The sequence below is a fragment of the Klebsiella sp. BIGb0399 genome, from assembly GCF_003752615.1.
Taxonomy (GTDB): Bacteria; Pseudomonadota; Gammaproteobacteria; order Enterobacterales; family Enterobacteriaceae; genus Klebsiella; species Klebsiella lignicola.
The window spans coordinates 1,915,435-1,940,837 of sequence record NZ_RKHT01000005.1 but is presented as its reverse complement, the minus strand read 5'-3'; the positions used below and the strand labels follow the sequence as shown (position 1 = coordinate 1,940,837).

Sequence of the window (25,403 nt, the reverse complement as noted above, 5' to 3'; positions counted from 1 at the left end):
ACCATGTTATTGCCTTGGTTGATATTAATCCCCTTTATCGGCGGCTTCCTGTGCTGGCAGACCGAACGCTTTGGCGTGAAGATGCCGCGCTGGATCGCGCTGATCACCATGGGATTGACGCTTGTACTTGGCCTGCAGCTGTGGATGCAGGGCGGCTATTCTCTGACGCAATCCGCGGGTATTCCGCAGTGGCAGTCAGAATTTGTCATGCCGTGGATCCCACGCTTCGGTATCAGCATTCACCTCGCTATCGACGGCCTGTCGTTGCTGATGGTGGTGCTGACCGGTCTGCTTGGCGTGCTGGCGGTACTGTGCTCGTGGCGCGAAATTGAAAAATACCAGGGCTTCTTCCACCTCAACCTGATGTGGATCCTGGGCGGCGTTATCGGCGTGTTCCTTGCCATCGACCTGTTCCTGTTCTTCTTCTTCTGGGAGATGATGCTGGTGCCGATGTACTTCCTGATCGCGCTGTGGGGCCACAAGGCGTCCGACGGTAAAACGCGTATCACGGCGGCCACCAAGTTCTTCATCTACACCCAGGCGAGCGGTCTGGTGATGCTGATTGCCATCCTGGCGCTGGCATTTGTGCACTTCAACGCCACCGGCGTCTGGACCTTCGATTACGAAGCGCTGCTGAAGACCCCGATGTCCCACGGCGTGGAATATCTGCTGATGCTGGGCTTCTTTATCGCCTTCGCGGTGAAGATGCCGGTTGTGCCGCTGCACGGCTGGCTGCCGGATGCCCACTCCCAGGCACCGACTGCGGGTTCCGTTGACCTCGCGGGGATCCTGCTGAAAACCGCAGCCTACGGTCTGCTGCGTTTCGCTTTACCGCTGTTCCCGAATGCCTCCGCTGAATTCGCTCCTATCGCGATGTGGCTGGGCGTTATCGGTATTTTCTACGGCGCGTGGATGGCGTTCTGTCAGTACGATATCAAACGTCTGATTGCCTACACTTCGGTCTCCCACATGGGCTTCGTACTGATTGCTATCTACACCGGCAGCCAGCTGGCGTACCAGGGCGCGGTGATTCAGATGATTGCCCACGGCCTGTCCGCGGCGGGTCTGTTCATCCTGTGCGGCCAACTGTACGAGCGCCTGCACACCCGTGATATGCGTCAGATGGGCGGTCTGTGGAGCAAAATTAAATGGCTGCCAGCGCTGTCGATGTTCTTTGCGGTGGCGACGTTGGGGATGCCGGGTACAGGTAACTTCGTCGGCGAATTTATGATTCTGTTCGGCAGCTATAAAGTGGTGCCGGTGATTACCGTGATCTCTACCTTTGGTCTGGTATTCGCCTCCGTCTACTCGCTGTCGATGCTGCACCGGGCGTACTTCGGGAAAGCGAAGAGTGAAATAGCGGCGCGGGATCTGCCGGGCATGTCGCTGCGTGAACTGTCGATTGTTCTGCTGTTGGTGGTTCTGCTGGTGCTGTTGGGCTTCTTCCCGCAGCCGATTCTGGACACCTCACATGCTGCGATGAGCAACATTCAGCAGTGGTTTGTTAATTCTGTTTCTACTACAAGGCCGTAATTCGCCATGACAATAACTCCACAACAACTGATCGCACTGCTACCGCTGCTGATCGTCGGCTTGACGGTGGTGGTTGTGATGCTCTCCATTGCGTGGCGACGCAATCATTTCCTCAATGCCACGCTGTCGGTTCTCGGCCTGAACGCCGCGCTGATCTCGCTCTGGTTCGTGGGTCAGAACGGCGCGATGGACGTCACGCCGCTGATCCGCGTCGACGGTTACGCCATGCTCTATACCGGGCTGGTGCTGCTGGCGAGTCTCGCCACCTGTACCTTCGCGTACCCGTGGCTGGAAGGGTACAAGGACAACAGAGAAGAGTTCTACCTGCTGGTGTTAATCGCCGCGCTGGGTGGCATTCTGCTGGCGGGCGCCAACCATCTGGCGGCGCTGTTCCTCGGTATTGAATTGATTTCTCTGCCGCTGTTCGGCCTTGTCGGCTACGCCTTCCGTCAGAAAAGGTCGCTGGAAGCGAGTATCAAATACACCATTTTGTCTGCCGCAGCGTCGTCGTTCCTGCTGTTCGGTATGGCGCTGGTGTATGCCAACTCCGGTAATCTGTCGTTCCTGGCGCTGGGCAAGAGCCTGGCCGATAACACCCTGCATGAACCGCTGCTGCTGGCGGGTCTGGGTCTGATGATCGTTGGCCTGGGCTTCAAACTGTCGCTGGTGCCGTTCCACCTGTGGACGCCGGACGTGTATCAGGGCGCACCTGCGCCGGTATCAACCTTCCTGGCCACCGCCAGCAAGATTGCTATCTTCGGCGTCGTTATGCGTCTGTTCCTGTACATGCCGGTAGGCAATAGCGAAGCGGTACGCGTGGTGCTGGGGCTGATCGCCTTCGCCTCTATCCTCTTCGGTAACCTGATGGCGCTGAGCCAGACCAATATCAAGCGTCTGCTGGGTTACTCTTCTATCTCGCATCTCGGCTATCTGCTGGTGGCGCTGATCGCCCTGCAGAGCGGTGAAATGTCGATGGAAGCGGTCGGGGTCTATCTGGCCGGCTATCTGTTCAGCAGCCTCGGCGCGTTTGGCGTGGTGAGCCTGATGTCCAGCCCGTATCGTGGCCCGGACGCCGATTCACTGTACTCCTATCGCGGCCTGTTCTGGCACCGTCCGATTCTGTCGGCGGTGATGACGGTGATGATGCTGTCGCTGGCGGGTATCCCGATGACGCTGGGCTTTATCGGTAAGTTCTACGTGCTGGCGGTCGGTGTGCATGCGCACCTGTGGTGGCTGGTCGGGGCGGTGGTGCTCGGTTCGGCAATTGGCCTCTACTACTATCTGCGCGTGGCGGTGAGCCTGTACCTGAGCGCGCCGGATAAACTGAACCGCGATGCGCCGTCGAACTGGCAGTACAGCGCGGGCGGTATCGTGGTGCTGATTTCTGCGCTGCTGGTTCTGCTGCTCGGCGTGTGGCCGCAGCCGCTGATTAGCCTGGTGCAGCTGGCAACTCCGCTGATGTAATCCCTACGGTCCTGAAATCATGCCTGTCAGTCGCAATACTGACAGGCATTTTTTTTGCCTTTTTGTCCGGGCCATTGTCCGACGCGCTACAGGCTGTAGACCATAAAATCTTCGGCCAGCAGCGTGCGGGGAAACAGCTCCCGACACTCCGTCAGCAGACGCTGGCAGCCCTCGGCGTCATAGCGCGAACTGAAGTGGGTGGCGATAAACATGCGCACCCCGGCATCGCGCGCCAGCGCCGCCGCCTGCTGGCTTGAGGAATGCCCGCGGCTATTGGCCTTTTCCGCCATCGCCTGCTCCAGCGTCGTTTCATGCACCATCAGATCAACGCCACGCGCCAGCTCCAGCGCGGCGTCGCAGGGCGCGGTGTCCCCAAAAATCGCCAGCTTCTTACCGGGCGTCGCCGGGCCGAGATACTGGCTGCCGTCAATCAGCCGTCCGTCTTCCAGCTCAACGGTCTCGCCCTGTTTCAGGCGCTGGAATAACGGCCCCGGCGGAACGCCATCGGTCACCAGCCGGGCGGCATCCAGCGTGCCGGGTCTGGCGTGTTCCTCGATGCGGTAGCCGTAGCATTCCACCGGGTGATTGAGCGCAAAGGCGCTGACCCGATATCCCCCTTCATCAAACACCAGACCTGGCCCCACTTCGACAATCGTCAGCGGGTAATCGGTCCACGAGCCGCTCAGGCGCAGGGCGGTTTCGACAAACTCCTTCAGCCCCGTCGGCCCGTACAGCGTCAGCGGCAGCGAGTTGCCCTGCATTGAACGGCTGCACAGCAGGCCCGGCAGGCCGAACAGGTGATCGCCATGCAGGTGGGTGATAAAAATCTTGTTCAGTTTTCCGGGATGATACGGGGTGTCGAGAAACTGATGCTGGGTCCCTTCTCCACAATCGAACAGCCACATCTCCGCCGCCGTTGGTTGTTGCAAATTCAACACGATAGACGTCATATTACGCGTACGGGTCGGCACGCCTGCGGATGTCCCCAAAAATGTTAATTCCATCGTCCAGTGTCCTCAGGGCCGGGTGAAAAACTCAAGTATACAGGAGCAGTTGATGATTACATGGCAGGATCTTCACCACGCAGAGTTGACCGTTCCACAGCTGTACGCCTTGCTGAAGCTGCGTTGCGAGGTGTTTGTCGTTGAGCAAACTTGCCCCTATCTGGATGTCGATGGGGACGATCTGGTCGGCGAAAACCGCCATCTTCTCGCCTGGCGGGGCGATGAGCTGCTGGCCTACGCGCGGATCCTGAAAAGCGACGACGAATTTGACCCGGTGGTGATCGGCCGGGTTATCGTCAGTTCGGCGGCGCGCGGCGAGAAACTGGGCAATCAGTTGATGCAGCGGGCTGTGGCGAGCTGCCAGCAGCACTGGCCGCAAAAAGCGATCTACCTCGGCGCCCAGGCACACCTGCAGAATTTCTATGCCAGCTTTGGTTTTCAGCCGGTGACAGAAGTGTACGACGAAGACGGTATTCCCCATATTGGTATGGCTCGCGAAGCCAGCGCCGGGTAAACGAATTCGCGTCATCGCTTAAAGAATCTATACTTTTTCACCTTCAGCCTGCCAGCTTTGCTGGCAGCGCCGCCCGGCGTAAAAGCCGCTCCCTCATTATGGGTACTGCAATTTCAGGCTAGTACCCCGTATAATCTGTGGTTTTTATTCTGTGGAGGTTTGCGTGCTGTCTGTTTCCACTGCGCTGGAACGCTTACGTGGCTGTCTGACCGACGATTTCCCGACGTCACCCGGCATGCGAATTTTTACTCTACCTTTCCCGCTTGATGATGCCTTTGACCCGCTGCTGTGGTGCGGTCATCAGGCGCAATGGCCGCAATTCTACTGGCAGCAGCGTTCGGGCGATGAAGAGTTGGCCGCCCTTGGGGCGGTAAAAACCTTCACCTCGCTGAGCCAGGCCCATCAGTTTTTGCAGGAGCAGGCCTCTGAGGATCTGCGTATTTGCGGCCTGAATGCGTTCAGTCCGCAGGAGGGCAGCCTGTTTCTGCCGCGGCTGGAGTGGCGACGGGTTGCGGGCAAAGCGACCCTGCGCCTGCTGTTGTGGAGCGATGTCTCACTGCACGAAGAGGCCCGCGCGGCCCGCGACTTTCTGGCCACTTTAACTCCCGATCAGGCGTCGCCCGCGACGTTACCCGCGGTGCTCCACGAACAGCATTTCCCGGACTATCCACAATGGTGTGCCTTGATTAGCCAGGCAAGCGCGGCAATCGCCGCCGGGGAGATGGCGAAAGTGGTGCTGGCGCGCGCCACGGATCTGCAGTTTGCCGCCCCGGTCGATCCGCTGGCGGTAGTCGCCGCCAGCCGACGCAGCAATCACCACTGTTTTCATTTCATGATGGCTTTTAGCGCTCTGCAGGCTTTCTTTGGCTCCACGCCGGAACGGCTGTGGCGTCGGCGCGGGACGCAGCTGCGCACCGAAGCCCTGGCCGGGACCGTCGCCAGCCATGCCGACGATCGGCAGGCGCAAGCCATGGCCGACTGGTTAATGAAAGATGATAAAAACCAGCGTGAAAATATGCTGGTGGTGGAGGACATCTGCCAGCGTATGCAGGATGAGGTGCGCTCGCTGGACGTTCTGCCGCCGCAGGTGATGCGTCTGCGCAATGTGCAGCATCTGCGCCGCTGCATTTGGGGCGAGCTGCAGCAACCTGACGATGCCCGCTGTCTGCATCAGCTGCAGCCAACCGCCGCGGTCGCCGGATTGCCGCGCCGGGCGGCGCTGGATTTTATTACCCGTCACGAACCTTTCAGGCGTCAATGGTACGCTGGCTCCGCAGGCTATCTGTCGCGGGCGCAAAGCGAATTCTGCGTGGCCCTGCGTTCAGCGCAGGTCGACAACGCCACCCTCAGGTTGTATGCCGGTGCCGGGATTGTCAGCGGCTCCGATCCGCAGCAGGAGTGGCAGGAAATCGAGAATAAGGCAGCAGGACTGCGTTCGTTATTACTGACAAAAACGTAGATAAACGACCCATATCAATACTCCATTGCTTTGTATTACCTATACTTATCCTCAATATTTGATACCGGACAATTTCATGTCAGTAAGCGCATTTAACCGACGCTGGGCGGCGGTGATCCTCGAAGCATTAACCCGCCACGGCGTGCAGCATATCTGCATTGCGCCTGGTTCGCGCTCGACACCTTTAACCCTGGCCGCGGCGGCCAATCGCGCATTGATCCCCCACACCCATTTCGATGAGCGCGGGCTGGGTCATCTGGCGCTGGGACTGGCAAAAGCCAGCCGTCAGCCGGTGGCGGTGATTGTCACCTCCGGCACGGCAACGGCCAATCTCTACCCGGCGCTGATTGAAGCCGGGTTGACCGGTGAAAAACTGATTTTACTGACCGCTGACCGCCCGCCGGAGCTGATTGACTGCGGCGCCAACCAGGCGATCCGCCAGCCGGGGATGTTTGCTTCCCATCCGTCGCAGACGCTGTCGCTGCCGCGCCCGTCGCAGGATATTCCTGCCCGCTGGCTGGTCTCGACGATTGATCAGGCGCTGGGTGAGCTGCACGCCGGCGGTGTCCATATCAACTGTCCGTTCGCCGAACCGCTGTACGGTGATATGGACGAGACCGGCGTGGCGTGGCAGCAGCAGCTTGGCAGCTGGTGGCAGAGCGATAAACCCTGGCTGCGGCAGTCGCTGCAGCTGGAAAGCGAGAAGCAACGCGACTGGTTTTTCTGGCGGCAAAAGCGCGGTGTGGTCGTCGCCGGTCGCATGAGCGCCAGCGAAGGTGTGAAAGTGGCGGCGTGGGCCAAAACCCTCGGCTGGCCGCTGATTGGTGACGTACTGTCGCAAACCGGGCAGCCGCTGCCCTGCGCCGATCTGTGGCTGGGGAACGGCAACGCGGTGAGCGAGCTGCAGCAGGCGCAAATCGTGGTCCAGTTGGGCAGCAGCCTGACCGGCAAACGGCTGCTGCAGTGGCAGGTGACCTGTGAACCTGACGAATACTGGGTGGTGGATAATCTGCCCGGGCGACTGGATCCGGCTCATCACCGTGGCCGTCGTCTGGTGTGCACGGTGGATCGGTGGCTGGATCTGCATCCGGCGGAAAGCCGTCAGCCGTGGGCAACGACCATCCCGACGCTCTCCCGCCAGGCCTGGCAAGCCACGGCTGACAATAGCGAGACCTTTGGTGAAGCCCAGCTGGCTCACCGCATCGCGCGCTACCTTCCGGAACAGGGGCAGCTGTTTGTTGGCAACAGCCTTGTGGTGCGCCTGATTGATGCGCTGTCGCAGCTTCCGGCAGGTTATCCGGTCTATAGCAATCGCGGGGCCAGCGGTATCGATGGCCTGCTGGCGACGGCGGCAGGTGTCCAGCGGGCCAGCGCGCGCCCTCTGCTTGCGATCGTCGGCGATCTCTCGGCGCTCTACGATCTAAACTCGCTGGCGCTGCTGCGTCAGGCCTCCGCGCCGCTGGTGCTGATGGTGGTTAACAACAACGGCGGGCAGATTTTTTCTCTGCTGCCGACGCCGCAGGATGAACGACGCCAGTTTTATCTGATGCCGCAGGAGGTGAATTTCGACCATGCGGCGGCCATGTTTGGCCTGAATTACCATCGCCCGACAAGCTGGGAGGCGCTGGAAGCGGTGCTGGCCGGCGCATGGCGACAGCCAGGTGCAACGGTTGTCGAGCTGGTGGTGGAAGAAACCCAGGGGACACAAACGTTGCAAGCGCTGCTGGCGCAGGTCAGCCGCCTGTGACGCTGCATGCCGTGTGCCAACAAGGTCAGGCGGGTTATCCCTGGCTGGTCTTTTTGCACGGTTTTTCCGGCGACTGCCGGGAGTGGCAAACGGTGGGCCAGCGGTTCGCGGCCTGGCCCCGGCTGTATCTGGACCTGCCGGGCCACGGCGGCTCGCGGGAGGTGGCGGTCAGCGGTTTTGCTGATGTCTGTCAGCAACTGGAGCAGACCCTCGCGCACCATCAGGTGCAGGATTACTGGCTGATTGGCTACTCGCTGGGCGGGCGTATCGCAATGGTCTTTGCCAGCCAGCCGCGACACGGGCTGCGCGGGCTGGTGGTGGAGGGCGGCCATCCCGGATTACAGGATGACCACCAACGTCACCAACGCTATCAGGCCGACAGCGCCTGGGCAGCGCGTTTTCGCCAGCAGCCGCTCGCCGAGGTCTTTGCCGACTGGTATCAACAGCCGGTGTTCGCCTCGTTGAGCGCTACGCAGCGCCAGGCGCTGGTGATGCTGCGTAGTCACAACAGCGGTGAGAATCTCGCCGCGATGCTGGAGGCCACTTCTCTGGCCGTGCAGCCGGACCTGCGTGCAGCTCTGCACACCCGACGCTACGCTTTTCATTATCTTTGCGGCGAATACGACGCCAAATTTCGCGCCCTCGCGAGTGACACGGGGGCAACGACACATATTATCGATCATGCCGGACATAACGCGCATCGGGAAAACCCCGCTGCAGTCGCCGCTTGTCTGGCGCAGCTATTAACGAATTAACCAAAGGACATCCTATGCTCTCTCTTGATGAAGCCATGCTGTACGCCCCTGTGGAATGGCACGATTGCTCCGAAGGCTACACCGACATTCGCTACCAGAAATCGACGGACGGGATTGCCAAAATCACCATCAACCGCCCGGAAGTTCGCAACGCGTTCCGTCCGCTGACGGTGAAAGAGATGATTCATGCGCTATCCGACGCCCGCTATGACGACAATATTGGCGTCATCATCCTGACCGGCGAAGGCGATAAAGCGTTCTGCGCCGGCGGTGACCAGAAAGTGCGCGGCGATTACGGCGGCTACCAGGATGACTCCGGGGTGCATCACCTCAACGTGCTCGACTTCCAGCGTCAAATCCGTACCTGCCCGAAACCGATCGTGGCGATGGTCGCCGGGTTCTCCATCGGTGGCGGCCACGTGCTGCACATGATGTGTGACCTGACGATTGCCGCAGAGAATGCCATTTTCGGCCAGACCGGCCCGAAAGTCGGCTCGTTCGACGGCGGCTGGGGCGCATCCTATATGGCGCGGATCGTCGGGCAGAAAAAAGCGCGGGAAATCTGGTTCCTGTGCCGTCAGTACGACGCTCAGCAGGCGCTGGATATGGGGCTGGTCAACACCGTGGTTCCGCTGGCAGATCTGGAAAAAGAGACCGTCCGCTGGTGCCGCGAAATGCTGCAAAACAGCCCGATGGCGCTGCGTTGCCTGAAGGCGGCCCTGAACGCTGACTGCGACGGTCAGGCGGGTCTGCAGGAGCTGGCGGGTAATGCCACCATGCTGTTCTACATGACTGAAGAAGGTCAGGAAGGGCGCAACGCCTTTAATCAGAAGCGTCAGCCGGACTTCAGCAAATTTAAACGGAATCCATAATGCGTCAGGCGCAGGTTTACCGCTGGCAGGTACCGATGGACGCGGGTGTGGTGCTGCGCGAACGGCGGTTAAAAACTCGCGATGGGCTGTTCATTCGTCTGCAGGAGGGTGAACGCACGGGCTGGGGCGAAATTGCGCCGCTGCCGGGGTTTAGTCAGGAGTCGCTGGAAGCGGCGGAATCTGCGCTGCTGACGTGGGCGCAAGCCTGGCGACAGGGCGAGGAGCTCACCGAGCCGTCTCTGCCTTCCGTGGCTTTCGGCGTCAGCTGTGCACTGGCGGAGCTGAACGATGCGCTGCCGACGTCGGCGGATTATCGTGCGGTGCCGCTGTGTAGCGGTGACCCGGATGAGCTGTTCGCCAGGCTGGCGAGCCTGCCCGGCGAAAAAGTGGCGAAGGTTAAGGTCGGGCTGTATGAGGCGGTCCGCGACGGCATGGTGGTGAACCTGCTGCTGGAGGCGATCCCCGAGCTGACGCTGCGTCTTGACGCCAACCGCGCCTGGACGCCGCTGAAAGCGCAGCAGTTCGCCAAATACGTCAACCCGGACTATCGCCAGCGTATCGCCTTCCTCGAAGAACCCTGTAAAACCCGAGACGACTCGCGGGCTTTTGCCGCTGAAACCGGCATTGCCATTGCCTGGGACGAAAGTTTGCGTGAAGCCGATTTTCGTTTTCAGGCGGAGCCAGGGGTGCGTGCGCTGGTGATCAAGCCCACGCTGACCGGCAGCCTGCAGAAGGTGCAGGAACAGGTGGCGGCCGCTCACGCGCTGGGGCTAACGGCGGTGATCAGTTCATCGATCGAGTCGAGCCTCGGGTTGACGCAGCTGGCGCGGATTGCTGCCTGGCTTACGCCGCAGACCATCCCCGGCCTCGATACCCTGGCGCTGATGCGCGCCCAGCTAATTCGCCCCTGGCCGGACAGCCCGCTGCCTTGCCTGGGCCTGGACGAACTGGAGCCGTTGCTGTGACCTTTAGCGACTGGCCGTGGCGGCACTGGCGCCAGCTGCGTGGTGACGCGCCGGCGCTGCGTTTACACCACTCTATCCTGAGCTGGCGTCAGCTGTGCGCCGAGGTCGATGCGCTGGCATTGGGGTTTCGCGAACAAGGGGTGAGCGAAGGTGATGGGGTGCTGCTGCGGGCCTACAATCAACCCGCCACCGTGCTGGCGTGGCTGGCGCTGCTCCAGTGCGGCGCCCGGGTATTGCCCCTCAACCCTCAGTTGCCCGCTTCGCTGCTTGCAGCGCTATTGCCGTCTCTGAACCTCCGCCACGCGCTGGTGCTGAACGGCGAGCCGCTAGACTGTGGTTGTCCGTCTCTGGCGCTGCAACGCGCGGCAGGGGAGTACGCGCTACCGTGGCGCGAAGAACGGCTGGCGTCAATGACGCTGACCTCCGGTTCCACCGGATTGCCGAAGGCGGCGGTACATACCTATCACGCACACCTTGCCAGCGCGCAGGGGGTGCTGGCGATGATCCCGCTGGCGGCGGACGACGACTGGCTGCTGTCGTTGCCGCTGTTTCACGTCTCCGGCCAGGGCATTGTCTGGCGCTGGCTGCTGGCGGGGGCCCGTCTGACGGTCGCGGAGAAACAGCCGCTGGAGCAGGCGCTGCAGGGCTGTAGTCACGCCTCGCTGGTGCCAACGCAACTGTGGCGACTGCTTAAGAGCGAGGCCGAGGTATCCCTGAAAGCGGTGCTGCTGGGCGGCGCGGCGATCCCGGTGGCGCTGACCACCGAGGCCCGCGCCCGGGGGATCCGCTGCTGGTGCGGCTACGGCCTGACCGAGTTTGCCTCGACGGTGTGTGGCAAAGAGGCCGATGGCGCGCCTGATGTCGGCCAACCTTTGCCCGGTCGGGCGCTGAAAATCGTCGACGGTGAAGTGTGGCTGCGCGGCGATAGCCTGGCCTCCGGCTACTGGCGTGACGGCAAGATGTTGCCGCTGCTCAACGACGCCGGGTGGTTTGCTACCCGCGACCGTGGCGAGCTGCATAACGGCAGGCTCACTATTCTGGGGCGCATGGATAATCTCTTTTTCAGCGCTGGCGAAGGGATTCAGCCGGAAGAGGTTGAGCGGACGATCGTGGCTCATCCGCAGGTGCAGCAGGTGTTTATCGTGCCGCTGGATGACGCTGAGTTTGGTCAACGACCGGTCGCGGTGGTGGAGTGTGATGTCGGGTGCGATATGGCCGCGCTGGCGGCTTGGTCCCAGGATAAGCTGGCGCGTTTTCAGCAGCCGGTACGTTGGCTGACGCTGCCGGAATCGTTAAAAACCGGCGGGATTAAAATCTCCCGCCGGGCGTTACGTGATTGGGTTAATACCGCTGGGCGCGAACCCGATTAAGCCTGATTCGCCTCGGCGCGGCGCTGGCGCTGCTTACGTAAATAGCGCAGCACCGGGGGAACGATAATCACGGCGATGGCGAGGAACAGCAGGGTTTTGGTGACGCCGCTTCCCCACAAGATCCCGAGGTTGCCGTTGCTGATGGACAGCGCGCGGCGCAGGTTTTGCTCGAGCATTTCTCCCAGTACGAAACCTAAAATCAGCGGGGACATCGGGAAATGCATCTTACGCAGGATGTAACCGAGTACGCCCAGTCCGACCATCAGCAGTAAATCGAAGGTGGTGCTGTGAACGGCGTACACCCCGACGGCGGATACTGCGGCAATCGCCGGCACCAGGAACCACAGCGGGATCGTCAGCATCCGGGTAAACAGGCCAATCAGCGGAATGTTCATGATCAGCAGCATCACGTTGGCGATCAGCAGCGCCGCGATCAATCCCCAGACGATATCCGGCTGTTCGGTAAACATCGCCGGACCCGGCGTGATGTTATACAGCGTCAGCGCGCCCATCATGACCGCCGTGGTGCCGGAACCGGGAACGCCGAGGGTCAGCATCGGGATAAAGGAGCCGCAGGCGGAGGCGTTGTTGGCCGCTTCAGGGGCCGCGACGCCACGGATATCGCCTTTGCCGAAGTTGTCGCTGTTACCGCTGAGCTTTTTCTCGGTCATATAGGTGATGGCGCTGGCAATCGTCGCCCCGGCGCCGGGCAGGATGCCGACGAAGAAGCCCACGACCGAGGAACGCAGCGTCGCCCCGACGCACTGACCGGCTTCTTTGGCATTAAACAGCATGCGCCCGGTTTTACGTACCAGCGTCTGGCCGCCGCTGGTGCTTTCCAGCATCAGCAGGATTTCAGATACCGAGAACAGTCCGATGACCACCACGATAAACTGCACGCCATCGGAGAGGTGGACGCTGTCGAAGGTGAAACGGTAGACGCCGGTATTGGCATCCACGCCCACCGTCGCCAGGCCTAAGCCAATTAACGCGGCGAGGAACGACTTCAGCGGGTTCTGCGCCATCATGCTGCCCAGGCAGGCGATAGCGAACACCATCAAAGCAAAGTACTCTGCCGGGCCAAATGCCAGCGACCACTGGGCCAGCACCGGCGCGAACAGAATGATGCCGCCAATGGCGATTAACGAGCCAACGAACGAGCTGACCGCCGAAATCGACAGCGCCACGCCACCGCGCCCTTGCTGCGCCATCGGGTAGCCATCCAGCGCGGTCATAATCGCGGCGGCGTCGCCGGGCACATTGAGCAGGATCGACGAGATCCGCCCCCCGTACTCACAGCCTATATAGACCGTGGCCAGCAGGATCAGGGCTGATTCCGCCGGGAGGTGTAAGGCAAACGCCAGCGGCAGCAGGATCGCCACGCCGTTAATCGGCCCCAGCCCCGGCAGCAGGCCGACAATGGTCCCCACGAAACAGCCGATCAGGGCAATCATCAGGTTCGTTGGCGTCATCGCCACGGCGAAGCCCTGTGAAAGATAAATCCAGGTATCCATAAACTTCTCCGTTAACTTAACCAGACGCCAAGCGGCAGGGTGACATCAAGCAGGGTGTCAAAGGCGTACCATAAGGCGATACCCATCACCGCGCCGGCAACGGCAGTCGCACGGAGTGTGGCGCCAAACAGCAGGCCGATAACGGCGGTTAATAGCGCGGTGGCAAGCGGAAAACCGAGCCATTCAAAGCCCCACGCGTAGAGCATCAGCACCACCACCATGGTCAACAGACGCTGTAACACCAGGCGTCCGGGCCAGGCCACCACATCCGGACGGCGCAACAGCAGCAGCACTGAGCACAGCAACATCAGGCCGATAATCCCCACCGGGAACGGGCGGGGGCCAACGGGCTCATAGGAGTACTCACTGTGAATCTGCCAGGCGATGAACATCCCGCCTGTGCATAGCAGCAGCCAGATCCCGGCAAAAATACGATCGCTCATGGCAACCCCCGTAGATTATTTCGCCAGGCCGAAGGCTTTGGCCTGCTCGCGATAGTCGTTGACCTGCTTCTTCACGTAACTATCCAGTTCTTTGCCGTTCATGTTGAATTCAAACAGGCCGCGCAGTTCACGCTGCTTTTTGAATTCTTCGGTTTGCTGGAGCTTCGCGAACTCATCGACCCACCACTGGTAGTCGGCATCGCTGACTTTCGGGCCGACGTAAAAGCCGCGGATAATTGGCCACACCAGGTCGTAGCCCTGCTCTTTAGCGGTCGGGACGTTGGCCAGCGCGCCGGGTAAGCGCTCGCTGGAGAAGACCGCCAGGACGCGGATTTTATTGCCCTGCAGGTACGGCACCATTTCGCTCAGATCGCCCGACACCGCCTGCACGTGATTACCCAGCAGGGCGGTCACCGGCTCACCGCCGCCTTCAAATGCGACGTAGCGCATTTTGTGGGGATCGACATTAGCCTTTTGCGCCATCAGCGCGGCTTTCATCCAGTCCTGGCTGCCGATAGAAGCACCGGCACCGATGACGATACTGGCTGGATCTTTCTCCATGGCGGCGAGAAACGACGGTAAGTCTTTCCACGGCGAGTCGGCGCGCACGGCAATCATGCCGTAGTCGGTGCCGACGCTGGCCAGCCAGCGCACATCGTCGACGCCATAGCGGCCAAATTTGCCTTGTGAGAGGTTGAGCAATGAACCGCCGGAGAACGCCACCACGGTGCCTGGTTCGCCAGGACGCTGCGCGACAATGGCGTTATAGGCCACCGCGCCGACGCCGCCGGGCATGTAGGTGACGCGCATCGGTTTTTTGATGGTGCCGGTTTCCATCAGGCTGACCTGAATCAACTTGCAGGTCAGGTCAAAGCCGCCGCCCGGTTTGGCGGGAGCAATACATTCGGTACGAGACGGTGCTTCAACCGCCCAGGCTGAAGCGGTACAGAGGCATAACGCAAGCGCGCTAAGATGGCGCAGGAGTGGTCTGTTCATAAGCTTCCTCAATCGGGTGCAGGGTCTGTTTATTGTGGTTATGTGAATCAATATCGAGTGACTTGGTTGCGCAATTGTTAAATCAAAAACCTTTCATTTCCCTTTCAATGGCGGCGCAACTTTGCAGGATGTGATAGACCTCTCCAATTTGGATTAGCGGCAAGGGGATAACGTGATCGTTGACGTGTCTGGGGTGACGCGTAGCGTGAAAAAATAACGGGGCCAGCGTTGGCCCCGTTATTTAACGGTATGACGCGAAAAAGCGAGAAAGTGAACCAGTGAATATTAATGTCAGATTAATGAGTGGAGCCATGCAATCATATTAGTACTCAGCGTCGTCTTTTCATAAAAGCATGTTTATGCTTTCTGATATCTTTCAGGTACGAATATAAGCAATAAACGGAGGTGGCAAGGAGCGCAGCGGCTACCGCCAGGAGTAAAATATTTCCCATGCTATTAGTCCATTGATAGTGTGGTGTTTTTCGAGTTCATTATATGAATGACTGCAGGGGTAATCGTGATCTAAATCATGTTTTTTTTGCTCATTTATAGTACATCGAGGCTCATTTAATACATTGTACTGATGAGTATGTCATGACGTATTGTTGTTATGGTTATTTCTGTTTTATCTATTTTTTTAGGTATGTCACTTATTAATAAAACAGGTAAGGCATATCTGTATTTTTTATTATGATATACGGTTTAAAATATCTCTTATAATATTATTCCTCTCATTGAAGGCATCAGGCAGGCAATATTAGTGTGTTTTTTTACCGGCCTGCGCCACAATAATCTGGCGTCGCGTTTTCCCGTGGATTACGATCTACTGAACCGCGCTGGTGGCGCGGGCGAGGCTGGCAGCAAGACGCAGTGTTCGACAGACCAAATGAACAGAGGGGAAGACAATGTGCACACGGGTTATCTGGCCTGACGCCAATGGTGCGGTGATTGTTGGGCGTAATATGGATTTTCATAAAGATCTGCTGACCAATTTATGGACGCAACCGCGCGGGATCTCTCGTGACGATGGTGTACAGGGGGCGCTGAAGTGGACCTCGAAATATGGCAGCCTGGTGGCGACCGCGTTTGACATGATCTCGGTCGACGGGGTGAATGAGCAGGGGCTGGCGGGGCATGTCTTATGGCTGGCGGAATCTGACTACGGTACCCCCGATCCAACACGCACGCAGCTGAGCCAGGCGGTGTGGCTGCAGTACTTCCTCGACAACTTCACCACGGTGGCCGATGCCGTCGCCTGGATCGACACCTCCGATGTTCAGGTGGTACAGCTGGCGGATCCCACCGGCGGGCACCCGCCGGCTATTCACCTCGCGCTCGATGATGCCACCGGAGATTCATGCATTATTGAGTACAGCGGCGGGAAGGCTAGCGTCTACCACAGCCCGGATTACCGGGTGATGACCAACTCGCCGACCTACGACCGCCAGCTTGAACTGGTCAAAACGATTGACGGGCTGGGTGGCGACAGGCCGCTTCCGGGTTCTACGCTGGCGAGCGACCGCTTTGCCCGCGCCAGTTACTATGTCAGCCGGCTGAGCCAGCCCCAGACCCAGGTGCAGGCCATCGCGGCAATGTTCAGCGTCATGCGCAATGCGGCGCAGCCGTTTCGTATCCCGGATCCCGGCAAACCCGACGCCTCTCAGACCCTGTGGCAGACGGTGATTGACCTGACCAGAAAACGCTTTGTTTTCGAGTCCACTACCCGCCCGAACATTGTCTGGGTCGACCTTGAGAAGCTGAATTTTGCCGAAGGAGCGCCTCAGATGAAGCTCAACCTTGTCGATGACCTGGCGGTCGAGCAGGGGATCGCCGGAGAGGTCAGCCAGAAATTCACGTCCGGCGCGACGCTGACCTTCCTGACGCTTGAGATGGAAAAACAGATGCTGGCAGCGGCGCACCGAGGGGCCGGGCAGTAGCGCGGTTTTATGTTAGGCCGCTTGCAATTACGTCGGGCAAATGTTGCAAGTCTGTTGCATTTTGACATGCTCAATTTTCTGCTCGTTCCGCTAGCCTGGTATTACGGGTTAGCTTGCGGATCGGCAGCAGGAAAGAAATGGCATTGAAATAGCGTTTATTTCAATACAAACATGGAGATATGTTAAAAATGCGCCTCTTATTAGCCGAGGATAACCGCGAGCTGGCCCACTGGCTGGAAAAAGCGTTAGTGCAGGGCGGGTTTGCCGTGGACTGCGTTTTCGATGGCCGGGCGGCAGACCATCTGCTGCAAAGTGAAAAGTACGCGCTGGCGGTGCTGGATATCGGCATGCCTGGGCTGGACGGTCTGGAGGTGGTTCAGCGGCTGCGCAAACGCGGGCAGACGCTGCCGGTGCTGCTGCTGACTGCCCGCAGCGCCGTGGCGGATCGGGTGAAAGGGCTGAACGTCGGCGCCGATGATTATCTGCCGAAACCCTTTGAGCTGGAGGAGCTGGACGCCCGGCTACGGGCGCTGCTGCGGCGCAGCGAAGGGCAGGTGCATGAAGTTCAGCAGCTTGGCGAGCTGGAGTACCGCGATGAAGGCTATTTTTTGCTGCGCGGTGAGATGCTGTCGCTGACGCCCCGCGAGCAGGCGCTGCTGACGGTGCTGATGTTTCGCCGCCTGCGTCCCGTCTCACGCCAGCAGCTGTTTGAACAGGTCTTCAGCCTCAACGACGAAGTCAGCCCTGAAAGTATCGAACTCTATATTCACCGTTTGCGTAAAAAACTGCAGGACAGCAACGTGCGGATCACCACTCTGCGTGGCCTGGGGTATGTGCTGGAGTGCGGGAATGAAGTGGCATAAACCGCAGTCGCTGTTTGCCCAGCTGTTGCTGTTTCTCGGCCTGCCGCTGGTGCTCTTATGGGGGTTATCCGCTTTTAACAGCTACGTCAGCGCGCTGCAGGCGGCGACGCAGGCCTATGACCGGACCTTGCTCTCTTCCGCCCGCACCGTGGCCGAGCGGCTGGTGGTGCGCCATGGCAAGCTGGAGGTCAACGTGCCATGGGTGGTGCTGGACAGCTTCGAGCTCAACATGAACGATCGCCTGTACTACAAGGTGGTCGATCCCCAAGGGAAGGTGATTTCCGGGTTTGACGATTTGCCCGCCATGCCGCCCTCCACGTCGCGCACTCAGCTCTATCCGGCCTTAGCCTGGTTTTATCACACCGAGTATCGCGGCCAGGCGATACGGGTGGCGCGCCTGCTGCAGCCGGTAAACGAAGGCGGGATCGTCGGCATGGCGGAAATCTACATCGCAGAGACGTTGCAGTCGCGGCGATGGCTGGCCGGTCAGTTGCTGTTCTCGTCGTGGGTATCTCAGGGGCTGCTGGTGCTGTTGACTCTGGTGTTGACCGGCTGGCTGCTGCGGCGGGTGCTACGCCCGATGCGTCAGCTGTCGGCGCTGATGGTTCGCCGTGAGCCCGGCCTGCTGACGCCGCTGCCGGAGTTGCTACCATGGTCAGAAACCCGGCTGCTGATCGTGGCCTTCAACCGCTACATTGACCGCCTGCGGGTGATGATCTCGCGCCAGGAGCGGTTCAGTGCCGACGCCTCCCATCAACTCAAGACTCCGCTGGCAGTTTTAAAAACCCAGGCCTCGGTTGCTTTAGCCAGCGATGATCCGCAGCTGTGGCGCGAAAGCCTGCAGGCCATGCGCACCACGCTGGATGGCACGATCCTGCTGACGGAGCGGCTGTTACAACTGGCGAGCGTGAAGCGCAAAGAGCAGGGAGAGCGCGCCTTTGCGGTTGTCGATCTGCATGAGATTGCTCAGAACAGCTGTTTTTCACGGATCCCGCAAGCGAGAAGCAAACATATCGATCTCGGCTACGAAGGGGAGCAGGCGGCGGTGCTGATTGAGGGCGATAGCGTCCTGCTCGGCGAGCTGTGCGCGAATCTGCTCGACAACGCCATTCGCTATACCCCCGCCAACGGCACGGTGACCCTGAGCCTGCGCGATGAGGGAAACAGCGTGGTGATGACCATCGAAGATAGCGGCCCGGGGATTGACGACAGCCAGGTTGAGCAGGCGCTGCTGCCGTTTCATCGTCTGGAGAACGTCGGCGATAACCCTGGTGCCGGCATCGGGCTGGCGCTGGTGAACGATATCGCGCGCCTGCACCGCAGCCATCCGCAGCTGCAGCGCAGCGAAACGCTGGGGGGCCTGAAGGTCAGTCTGCGTTTTCTGAGCGCGGCGCCGAAGCGATCAGAGCAGCCCTTTCAGAGTTAAGGTTTTGCGGGTGGCGACGTTCAGGTCATACAGGGGCAAATCCTGCGGCTTAACCCACGCGTACTCCTGGAACTCCTCGTTGATGGTGACCTCGCGATTGGCGCTGATGCAGTCGAAGATCAGATAGATCATATAAATCTCTTCCTGATGGCCATCGGCAAAGGTTTTCACCCGGACGTCGTCGCTGAAGGTCCACGGGGTAATGCTCACCAGTTGCAGGGCTTCTCCCAGCTCTTCCCGGACCTCTCTGCGCAGCGCCTCTTCGATACGTTCCCCGGGCTCCACGCCGCCGCCGGACAGCGCCCATTGACCGGGGAATACGCCGCGATCGTCTGCCATTTTGCACAACAGATAGTGCCCTTCATGTTGGATCAACGGGCAGACGATAGTTCTTTGGCGCATGGCAGTCTCCTTGAGGTAATGGCCAGAAAAATGACCTGAAGGTGCAGTGTGCGAGCCGCTTGCCTGAATCGCAAGCCTCATTGCGACCCTGTTGGCTATCCTGGCGGAAGCAACTGGTTACAATCACGATGGTAAAGGTTGTTTTAGTGGATTGATTCCTTTGCGATCGGCAGTACAATTCTGCGGTTTTTGGGACTTTTTTTGATTCTTGTTTACTGGATAGAGTAAAAAATGAAAAAGCGCGTTTTATTAGGTCTGGCTGGCGTGATGTTCGTTTCCACTGCGGCACATGCGATCAGCGTGACCGGCGAAGCCGGTGAGCATTTCACCAACCTCGGCGTCGGTTTCGGTACCGAATCCGCAGGTCTGGCAGTCACCGGCAACTGGATGCATAGCGATAACGATGGCGATGCAGCCGGTCTGGGCCTCGGCCTGAACATCCCGCTGGGGCCATTCCTGGCAACCGTTGGCGGCAAAGGGGTTTATACCAATCCGAAGAGCGGCGATGAAGGCTATGCTGCGGCGGTTGGCGGCGGCCTGCAGTGGAAAATTGGCGACAGCTTCCGTCTGTTCGGCGATTACTACTACTCTCCGGATTCTCTCTCCAGCGGCATCCAGAGCTATCAGGAAGCTAACGTTGGCGGGAGCTGGACCGTTATGCGTCCGCTGAGCATCACCGCCGGTTATCGCTACCTGACCCTCGAAGGCAAAGACGGCAACAAAGACAATACCATTGCCGATGGCCCGTACGTCGGCGTCAGCGCCAGCTTCTGATGATCTCCCCCGGCGCGGTCTTCCGCGCCGTATTCCTGTCTACTCCGCCCGCACCTTACGCTATAGTGTTCCTTCTGGCAGGCAAGGAGTACAAAAATGATAAATGTGGAAATGCTCTCTACCGGCGATGAAGTGTTGCACGGACAAATTGTCGACACTAACGCCGCGTGGCTGGCTGACTTTTTTTTCAATCAGGGATTACCATTAACGCGCCGTAACACCGTCGGGGACGATCTCGATGCGCTGGTTGCGGTGTTGCGCGAACGAAGTGAACAGGCCGATGTGCTGATCGTCAATGGCGGCCTCGGGCCGACCAGCGATGACCTGAGCGCACTGGCGGCGGCTACCGCAAAAGGGGAAGGGCTGATTCTGCACGCCGTATGGCTGGAGACGATGACGCGCTTCTTTGCCGAACGCGGACGCCCGATGGTTGACAGCAACCGCAAGCAAGCGGAAATTCCCGCCAGCGCCGAGATGATCAACAACCCGGTTGGCACGGCCTGCGGTTTTGCCGTACAGCTCAACCGCTGTCTGATGTTTTTCACCCCCGGCGTGCCGTCGGAATTCAAAGTGATGGTCGAACAGGAAATTTTACCGCGACTGCGCAGCCGTTTCTCTCTCACTGAACCCCCATTGTGCCTGCGTCTGACCACCTTCGGGCGTTCGGAAAGCGAGCTGGCGCAAAGCCTCAATCCGCTGACGTTGCCCGACGGGGTAGTGATGGGCTATCGCTCGTCGATGCCGATCATCGAACTGAAGCTGACCGGCCCGGCAGCCCAGCGCGAGGCGATGCTGGCGCTGTGGCCGGAAGTGAAAAAGGTCGCCGGGGAGAGCATGATCTTCGAGGGGACGGAAGGGCTGCCCGCGCAGATCGCACGCTGTTTGCAGGAGCGTCAGCTCAGCCTGACCCTGAGCGAGCAGTTTACCGGCGGCTTGCTGGCGCTGCAGCTTTCCCGGGCCAGTGCGCCGCTGCTGGCCAGCGAAGTGGTACCCTCGCAGGACGAGTCGCTGGCACAATCTGCCCGCTGGACGGCAGAGCGCCGGGTGAACCATTTTGCCGGCCTGGCGCTGGCAATCGGCGGCCAGGAGGCCGATCACCTGAATATCGTCCTTTCGACGCCGGACGGCACCCATGCGCTACGGGTTAAATTCAGCGCCACCCGCTACAGCGTGCCGGTTCGCCAGGAAGTGTGCGCGATGATGGCCCTGAATATGCTGCGTCGCTGGTTGAACGGTCTGCCGGTTGCCGCTGAGCATGGCTGGATCAACGTCGTGGAGACGCTGTTCGTCGAGTGACCCTCCCTCACGCAGGCGCGTCCAGCGCCTGCGCCAGTAACGTAATCGGATGTTCACAGCGTTTGCTGGTGGACATCTCGATTTGCCATTTGCAGGTTTCACAATCGGTGACCACCAGGTCAGCGCCGCAGTGCTCAATCTGCTGGAACAGCGGGGCGCCGATGGCCTGCGACGCGTCGTAGTTTTCCGACTTAAATCCGTAGGTGCCGGCGATCCCGCAGCACTGCGACTCGAGTACCTCCAGCTGTAGCCCGGGGATCTGCCGTAACAGTTCCAGGGTATACAGCGACCAGCCCATCTTTTCCATATGACACGGGGTGTGGTAGACCACCTTCAGCGGCAGCGAGCGCAGCGGCAGGGGGCGTCCGGCATCGAGCTGGCGCCAGATCCAGCGGGTGGCGAGCTCAACCCGATCGCGTACGTCGTGGTTATCAACGTCCAGCAGGTGCGGATACTCGTCGCGCAGGGTGAACGTGCAGGTTGATGAGGTGGCGATGACCGGCAGCGATTTTTCGCGGATGGCGGCGACGTTGCTCAGCGCCTGTCGGCGGGCTTTGTCGACAAAACCGTTGGCGATAAGCGGCACCCCGCAGCACTTCTCGCGGTTCAGCAACTGCACCCCGGTGCCCATGGCGTTGAGGACGCGGAGCAGGTCGAGCCCGAGCTGCGGATGGTTGTAGTTGACGTAGCAGCCGTGAAAGAACGCCACCTGTTCACTGAACTGTGCCTGTTTCTGCGCCTGCTGGCGGTAGGCGCGGCGAAAAGTGCCAAAGCCATATTTTGGCAGCGTGCGGCGATGGTCTATTTTCAGCGCAACATCCAGCAGTCGGCGAACCGGTTTGAGTCCGGTGGTGGCGTTGACCAGCGGGGCAAACGGGGTGGAAAGGGTGCCCATCAGGTCGGTATGGCTGAGGATCGCATCGCGCAGGGTCGGCTTTTGCTGGCTGTACCGGGCGCGGGCGCGCTGGATAATATCGCCAATCTTGACATCCGAAGGGCAGGCGACTTCGCAGCGCTTGCAGTTGATACAATATTTTAAGGCCTCGTCATACAGCGCGCCGTCTTTCAGCCGCAGGCGCTCGCCATCCGGCCCCGCCTGTTTCGGGCCTGGATAGCCGGGATTGACCCGGCTGACCGGACAGCTGGTGGTACAAACCGTGCATTTGATGCAGCTCTCAAAGCGGGTATCGTTCATGCGGCACCTCCGGCAAGCTCGTGAATCTGTCGGGCGACGTGCAGCGCGGTCACCGCGCACACTCCGCCGCCGCACCCCAGTTGAATCGGGTCGAAACCGCCCAGCAGCGAGCCAATAGCAAACAGATTGTGCAGCGGCTGGCCGTCGAGTTGCGGGCGCAGTATCGCGTCGGTGATCAGGCCGAAGCGTTGCCAGGGTTGAGAGGCGAAGAAATCACGCTGATACCAGTTCTCGCGCCCGGCGATCTGTTGCAGGTCGAGGCCGAGAATCGGCTCCCGGACCTGGTTTTTGTCGGCGATTAAGCCATTGCTGAAGAAACTGCCGCTGGCCAGCACCGCGTAGCGCGGACGTAGCGACACATCGCCGTGCTGACGCGTCCAGACGGCGGTCACTTGCCCGGACTGATGGCTGATGCGCGTGACCTCGTCCCCCGCCAGCCAGGTGCCGCCGGTGGCAATAAAACGGCGCTGCAGCTGATTGTGCAGACGCATGCCCGGCACCGAAGGTGGCAAGGTGGGCAGCAGGTGCAGCGGGCAGGGCAGCTGCTCCTGTAGCCAGCGGTACAGTCCGGCATCTTTCAGACCGAAACAGGCGGGCAGGATCAGCAGCTCGTGGCACTGCGCCAGCGGGCGTAATGCGGCCAGCAGCGCCGGCCAGTGGCGCTCGTCGTCGAGCACCCTCGCGATATTGACGGCGCGAAATTCGCTGGGGTTATCGCGCAGAACATCCAGCATCGTTAAGGCGATCTCCGTTGCGCTGGCGTTCACGCCCTGCTGGCTGAGCGACGCGGCGGCCAGGTGCGGCTGGAAGTCGGCGAAGCCTTCGATGCCCACCACCCCCACGCGGCCTGCGGGCAGCGGGGCGACCGGGACCTCCAGCGGGGAGAGCCACGCCGGACGCAGGGTGCCCAGCGGCGTCACGCGTAAATGCGGCTGGTGCGCGTCGCCCTGCATCGCAATACCGCTGGCGGCCAGCAGCGCTTCGGTCCGGGCGGCATAGCGCATTACCTGCTCTGCGCCGAGTCGGGCATAAGGATGCGCGGGAAGCTGTTCGGCCAGGCGGGCAATGCCCTGGGCCACATCGGTTACGCGCTCGCCATCGGGAAGGGCGCTGAGCAAATCCAGCGACGCGGAGGAAAAGTGCAGCGCGCTCTGGCCCCGGCTGACGATCAGGCATCGCTGACCGTATTGATTGAGGGCCAGCCCGCAGAGCAGCCCGGCCAGTCCGCCGCCGATAATCACGCAATCAAATTTCATCCTGATGCTCCTGTTGCAGCCCGCACAGTCCGAGGTAGACCCAGCGGGTGAATTCGCTTTCCCGCAGCGCATCGCCCCAGGCGACCGGCTGCACGCCTTTCCAGCGTTCGTTTAAAAATTCAGAGAGCTGGGTCAACGACTGTGCCGGGGTGGTGATATTGAACCGTTGCAGCAGCCCGGCGGCCCGGCAGGCGCACAGCTCTCCCTGGCAGGTGCCCATGCCGATACGCGTGCGGCGGCGTAAATCGAGCAGGCTGTTGGCCGCTAAATTTTCGACGGCGTACTGCACTTCACCGGCGGTGACCATTTCGCATTCGCAGATCAGGCTGCGGTGCTGGCGGGTATCGCCCAGCCAGGCCGGGGTACGATCGCCGTGGCGATAGAGGGCGGAGCCGCGCAGCGGTGCGGGGAGCGAGATAATTTTCTTCACCGTCACTTCCGGTGCTTCTGCGGAGCCGGGCAGCGGGGTCCCGGCGGTGGTGCAGGCAACCTGATGGTCGAGCTTGCGGCACACCGCATCCGTCGCCCATTCCGCCATCAGGCGATAGGTCATCAGCTTGCCGCCGGTAATAGTGATAAACCCCTCCATGCCGTCGCGGGCCGCGTGATCGAGCAGCACAATGCCGCGGCTGACGCTGCGTCCGGTGGGGTCATTATCACTCGCCACCAGAGGACGCACGCCTGAGTAGGCGCGCAGCACCCGGGTACGGCCGAGGACCGGGGCCAGCTTTTCCCCTTCGCGCAGCAGAATGTCAACTTCGGCCGCGGTGACCCGGTTGTCATCAATCTCATGGTCGTCGATATGCACCGAGGTGGTGCCAATCAGCGAAATGGTATCCCCGGGCACCAGAATATCGGCATCGGCGGGCTGGCGGCAGCGGTTGATAACCTGGAGGTTAATACGGTGGTCGAGGATCAGCAACGATCCCTTGGCCGGGAACATCGCTACCCGCAGATCGGCATATTCGGCGATCCGTTGCCCCCAGATCCCGGCGGCATTGACGACGACGCGGGCGTGCAACGTGCGGCTTTCGCGTTGTTGGGTGTCGTAGTAGGTCACGCCGCTGACGCGTGCGCCCTGGCGGATAAGCCCGGTAATTTCGCAGCCGGTCAGAATAGTGGCGCCGTGCTCTCGGGCATCCAGCATATTGGCGGCGCACAAGCGAAAGGGGTCGATAGTGCCGTCGGGCACCTGCACGGCGCCGAGCAGGGCCGGGTTAACGGTGGGCTCCATGCGGCGCGCGTCTTCCGGCGACAGCTGGCGGGTATCAATGCCGGCCTGCTGGCAGGCGTTGATAAAGGTGCGCTGCCACCCGAGGTCGTCCTCGGGAAGGGTAATAAACAGCCCGTTGGTGGGTTCAACGCAGTGGCGGGCGATGCGGCGCAGGATCCGGTTTTCGCTGATGCACTCCCGCGCTGATTCACTATCGGTCACCGCGTAACGGGCGCCGCTGTGCAGTAACCCATGGTTACGCCCGGTCGCGCCGGTGGCAATATCGTGACGTTCAATCAGCGTCACCCGCAGCCCGCGGAGTGCACAGTCTCTCGCTATCCCTGCGCCCGTTGCGCCACCGCCGATGACGATGACATCACACTCACGGATTTCGGCCATCTTTCG

23 protein-coding genes are annotated in these 25,403 nt (G+C 60.4%); 14 read left to right on the top strand and 9 right to left on the bottom strand.

Features of this window, described 5'->3' with window-relative positions; genetic code table 11:
- Window positions 1-3: 3 nt before the first annotated feature.
- The gene (nuoM, locus tag EDF82_RS09405) at window positions 4-1,533 is read left to right on the top strand and encodes an NADH-quinone oxidoreductase subunit M (RefSeq protein ID WP_123755226.1); all 1,530 of its coding nucleotides are present in this window, start codon (window positions 4-6) and stop codon (window positions 1,531-1,533) included.
- Between the two features lie 6 nt (window positions 1,534-1,539).
- Window positions 1,540-2,997, top strand: a complete 1,458-nt coding sequence (gene nuoN / locus EDF82_RS09400; RefSeq protein ID WP_123755225.1) for an NADH-quinone oxidoreductase subunit NuoN — start codon at window positions 1,540-1,542, stop codon at window positions 2,995-2,997.
- Between the two features lie 86 nt (window positions 2,998-3,083).
- On the opposite strand, the gene rnz is transcribed toward nuoN, so the two are convergent.
- Window positions 3,084-4,001, bottom strand: a complete 918-nt coding sequence (gene rnz / locus EDF82_RS09395) for a ribonuclease Z (RefSeq protein ID WP_123755224.1) — start codon at window positions 3,999-4,001, stop codon at window positions 3,084-3,086.
- Window positions 4,002-4,053: 52 nt separating this feature from the next.
- On the opposite strand from rnz, the gene EDF82_RS09390 reads away from it, so the two are divergent.
- From EDF82_RS09390 to menE, 7 genes are all read left to right on the top strand, one after another.
- Window positions 4,054-4,515, top strand: a complete 462-nt coding sequence (locus EDF82_RS09390; protein ID WP_123755223.1) for a GNAT family N-acetyltransferase — start codon at window positions 4,054-4,056, stop codon at window positions 4,513-4,515.
- 163 nt (window positions 4,516-4,678) lie between these two features.
- Window positions 4,679-5,974, top strand: coding sequence for an isochorismate synthase MenF (gene menF / locus EDF82_RS09385; RefSeq protein ID WP_123755222.1), 1,296 nt, complete (start codon window positions 4,679-4,681; stop codon window positions 5,972-5,974).
- A 76-nt stretch (window positions 5,975-6,050) separates the two neighbouring features.
- Window positions 6,051-7,721, top strand: a complete 1,671-nt coding sequence (menD, locus tag EDF82_RS09380; RefSeq protein ID WP_123755221.1) for a 2-succinyl-5-enolpyruvyl-6-hydroxy-3-cyclohexene-1-carboxylic-acid synthase — start codon at window positions 6,051-6,053, stop codon at window positions 7,719-7,721.
- On the top strand, window positions 7,718-8,476 hold the full coding sequence (gene menH, locus EDF82_RS09375; RefSeq protein WP_123755220.1) for a 2-succinyl-6-hydroxy-2,4-cyclohexadiene-1-carboxylate synthase: 759 nt from the start codon (window positions 7,718-7,720) through the stop codon (window positions 8,474-8,476). The genes menD and menH overlap by 4 nt, the downstream gene beginning before the upstream one ends.
- 14 nt (window positions 8,477-8,490) lie before the next feature.
- Window positions 8,491-9,348: a 1,4-dihydroxy-2-naphthoyl-CoA synthase gene (gene menB / locus EDF82_RS09370; RefSeq protein ID WP_123755219.1), complete on the top strand. Its 858-nt coding sequence runs from the start codon at window positions 8,491-8,493 to the stop codon at window positions 9,346-9,348.
- Window positions 9,348-10,313, top strand: coding sequence for an o-succinylbenzoate synthase (menC, locus tag EDF82_RS09365; RefSeq protein WP_123755218.1), 966 nt, complete (start codon window positions 9,348-9,350; stop codon window positions 10,311-10,313). The genes menB and menC overlap by 1 nt, the downstream gene beginning before the upstream one ends.
- Window positions 10,310-11,683, top strand: coding sequence for an o-succinylbenzoate--CoA ligase (menE, locus tag EDF82_RS09360; RefSeq protein WP_123755217.1), 1,374 nt, complete (start codon window positions 10,310-10,312; stop codon window positions 11,681-11,683). The genes menC and menE overlap by 4 nt, the downstream gene beginning before the upstream one ends.
- Here menE and EDF82_RS09355 read toward each other — a convergent pair.
- The 4 genes from EDF82_RS09355 to EDF82_RS25160 form a co-directional block, all read right to left on the bottom strand.
- Window positions 11,680-13,197, bottom strand: coding sequence for a tripartite tricarboxylate transporter permease (locus tag EDF82_RS09355; protein ID WP_123755216.1), 1,518 nt, complete (start codon window positions 13,195-13,197; stop codon window positions 11,680-11,682). The two genes, menE and EDF82_RS09355, sit on opposite strands and share 4 nt — an antisense overlap.
- 11 nt (window positions 13,198-13,208) lie before the next feature.
- A complete protein-coding gene (locus EDF82_RS09350) occupies window positions 13,209-13,640 on the bottom strand; it encodes a tripartite tricarboxylate transporter TctB family protein (RefSeq protein ID WP_123755215.1) in 432 nt (143 codons plus the stop codon).
- Between the two features lie 15 nt (window positions 13,641-13,655).
- Window positions 13,656-14,636 carry a tripartite tricarboxylate transporter substrate binding protein gene (locus tag EDF82_RS09345; protein ID WP_123755214.1) on the bottom strand — a complete coding sequence of 327 codons (981 nt, stop codon included), beginning with the start codon at window positions 14,634-14,636 and terminating at the stop codon, window positions 13,656-13,658.
- Window positions 14,637-14,965: 329 nt separating this feature from the next.
- Window positions 14,966-15,088: a small membrane protein gene (locus EDF82_RS25160; RefSeq protein ID WP_148060389.1), complete on the bottom strand. Its 123-nt coding sequence runs from the start codon at window positions 15,086-15,088 to the stop codon at window positions 14,966-14,968.
- Between the two features lie 453 nt (window positions 15,089-15,541).
- On the opposite strand from EDF82_RS25160, the gene EDF82_RS09340 reads away from it, so the two are divergent.
- The 3 genes from EDF82_RS09340 (at window position 15,542) to EDF82_RS09330 (ending at window position 18,862) form a co-directional block, all read left to right on the top strand.
- The gene (locus EDF82_RS09340; protein ID WP_123755213.1) at window positions 15,542-16,573 is read left to right on the top strand and encodes a linear amide C-N hydrolase; all 1,032 of its coding nucleotides are present in this window, start codon (window positions 15,542-15,544) and stop codon (window positions 16,571-16,573) included.
- 188 nt (window positions 16,574-16,761) lie between these two features.
- Complete coding sequence (gene tctD / locus EDF82_RS09335) at window positions 16,762-17,436, top strand: transcriptional regulator TctD (protein WP_123755524.1); 675 nt, start codon at window positions 16,762-16,764, stop codon at window positions 17,434-17,436.
- Window positions 17,423-18,862: a sensor histidine kinase gene (locus EDF82_RS09330; RefSeq protein ID WP_123755212.1), complete on the top strand. Its 1,440-nt coding sequence runs from the start codon at window positions 17,423-17,425 to the stop codon at window positions 18,860-18,862. Before tctD ends, EDF82_RS09330 begins: the two co-directional genes overlap by 14 nt.
- Here the strand turns inward: EDF82_RS09330 and nudI are convergent.
- Window positions 18,839-19,264 (bottom strand): nucleoside triphosphatase NudI, encoded by a 426-nt coding sequence (gene nudI / locus EDF82_RS09325; protein ID WP_123755211.1) that lies wholly within the window; start codon window positions 19,262-19,264, stop codon window positions 18,839-18,841. The two genes, EDF82_RS09330 and nudI, sit on opposite strands and share 24 nt — an antisense overlap.
- A 231-nt stretch (window positions 19,265-19,495) precedes the next feature.
- On the opposite strand from nudI, the gene EDF82_RS09320 reads away from it, so the two are divergent.
- A complete protein-coding gene (locus EDF82_RS09320) occupies window positions 19,496-20,038 on the top strand; it encodes a YfaZ family outer membrane protein (protein ID WP_123755210.1) in 543 nt (180 codons plus the stop codon).
- A gap of 96 nt (window positions 20,039-20,134) precedes the next feature.
- On the top strand, window positions 20,135-21,334 hold the full coding sequence (locus EDF82_RS09315) for a nicotinamide mononucleotide deamidase-related protein YfaY (RefSeq protein WP_123755209.1): 1,200 nt from the start codon (window positions 20,135-20,137) through the stop codon (window positions 21,332-21,334).
- A gap of 7 nt (window positions 21,335-21,341) precedes the next feature.
- On the opposite strand, the gene glpC is transcribed toward EDF82_RS09315, so the two are convergent.
- From glpC to glpA, 3 genes are read right to left on the bottom strand one after another with little or no spacing between them, the layout of a single operon-like run.
- Window positions 21,342-22,529, bottom strand: a complete 1,188-nt coding sequence (gene glpC / locus EDF82_RS09310; RefSeq protein WP_123755208.1) for an anaerobic glycerol-3-phosphate dehydrogenase subunit GlpC — start codon at window positions 22,527-22,529, stop codon at window positions 21,342-21,344.
- Window positions 22,526-23,785, bottom strand: coding sequence for a glycerol-3-phosphate dehydrogenase subunit GlpB (gene glpB / locus EDF82_RS09305; RefSeq protein WP_123755207.1), 1,260 nt, complete (start codon window positions 23,783-23,785; stop codon window positions 22,526-22,528). Before glpB ends, glpC begins: the two co-directional genes overlap by 4 nt.
- Window positions 23,775-25,397, bottom strand: coding sequence for an anaerobic glycerol-3-phosphate dehydrogenase subunit A (gene glpA / locus EDF82_RS09300; RefSeq protein ID WP_123755206.1), 1,623 nt, complete (start codon window positions 25,395-25,397; stop codon window positions 23,775-23,777). The genes glpB and glpA overlap by 11 nt, the downstream gene beginning before the upstream one ends.
- Window positions 25,398-25,403: the final 6 nt, after the last annotated feature.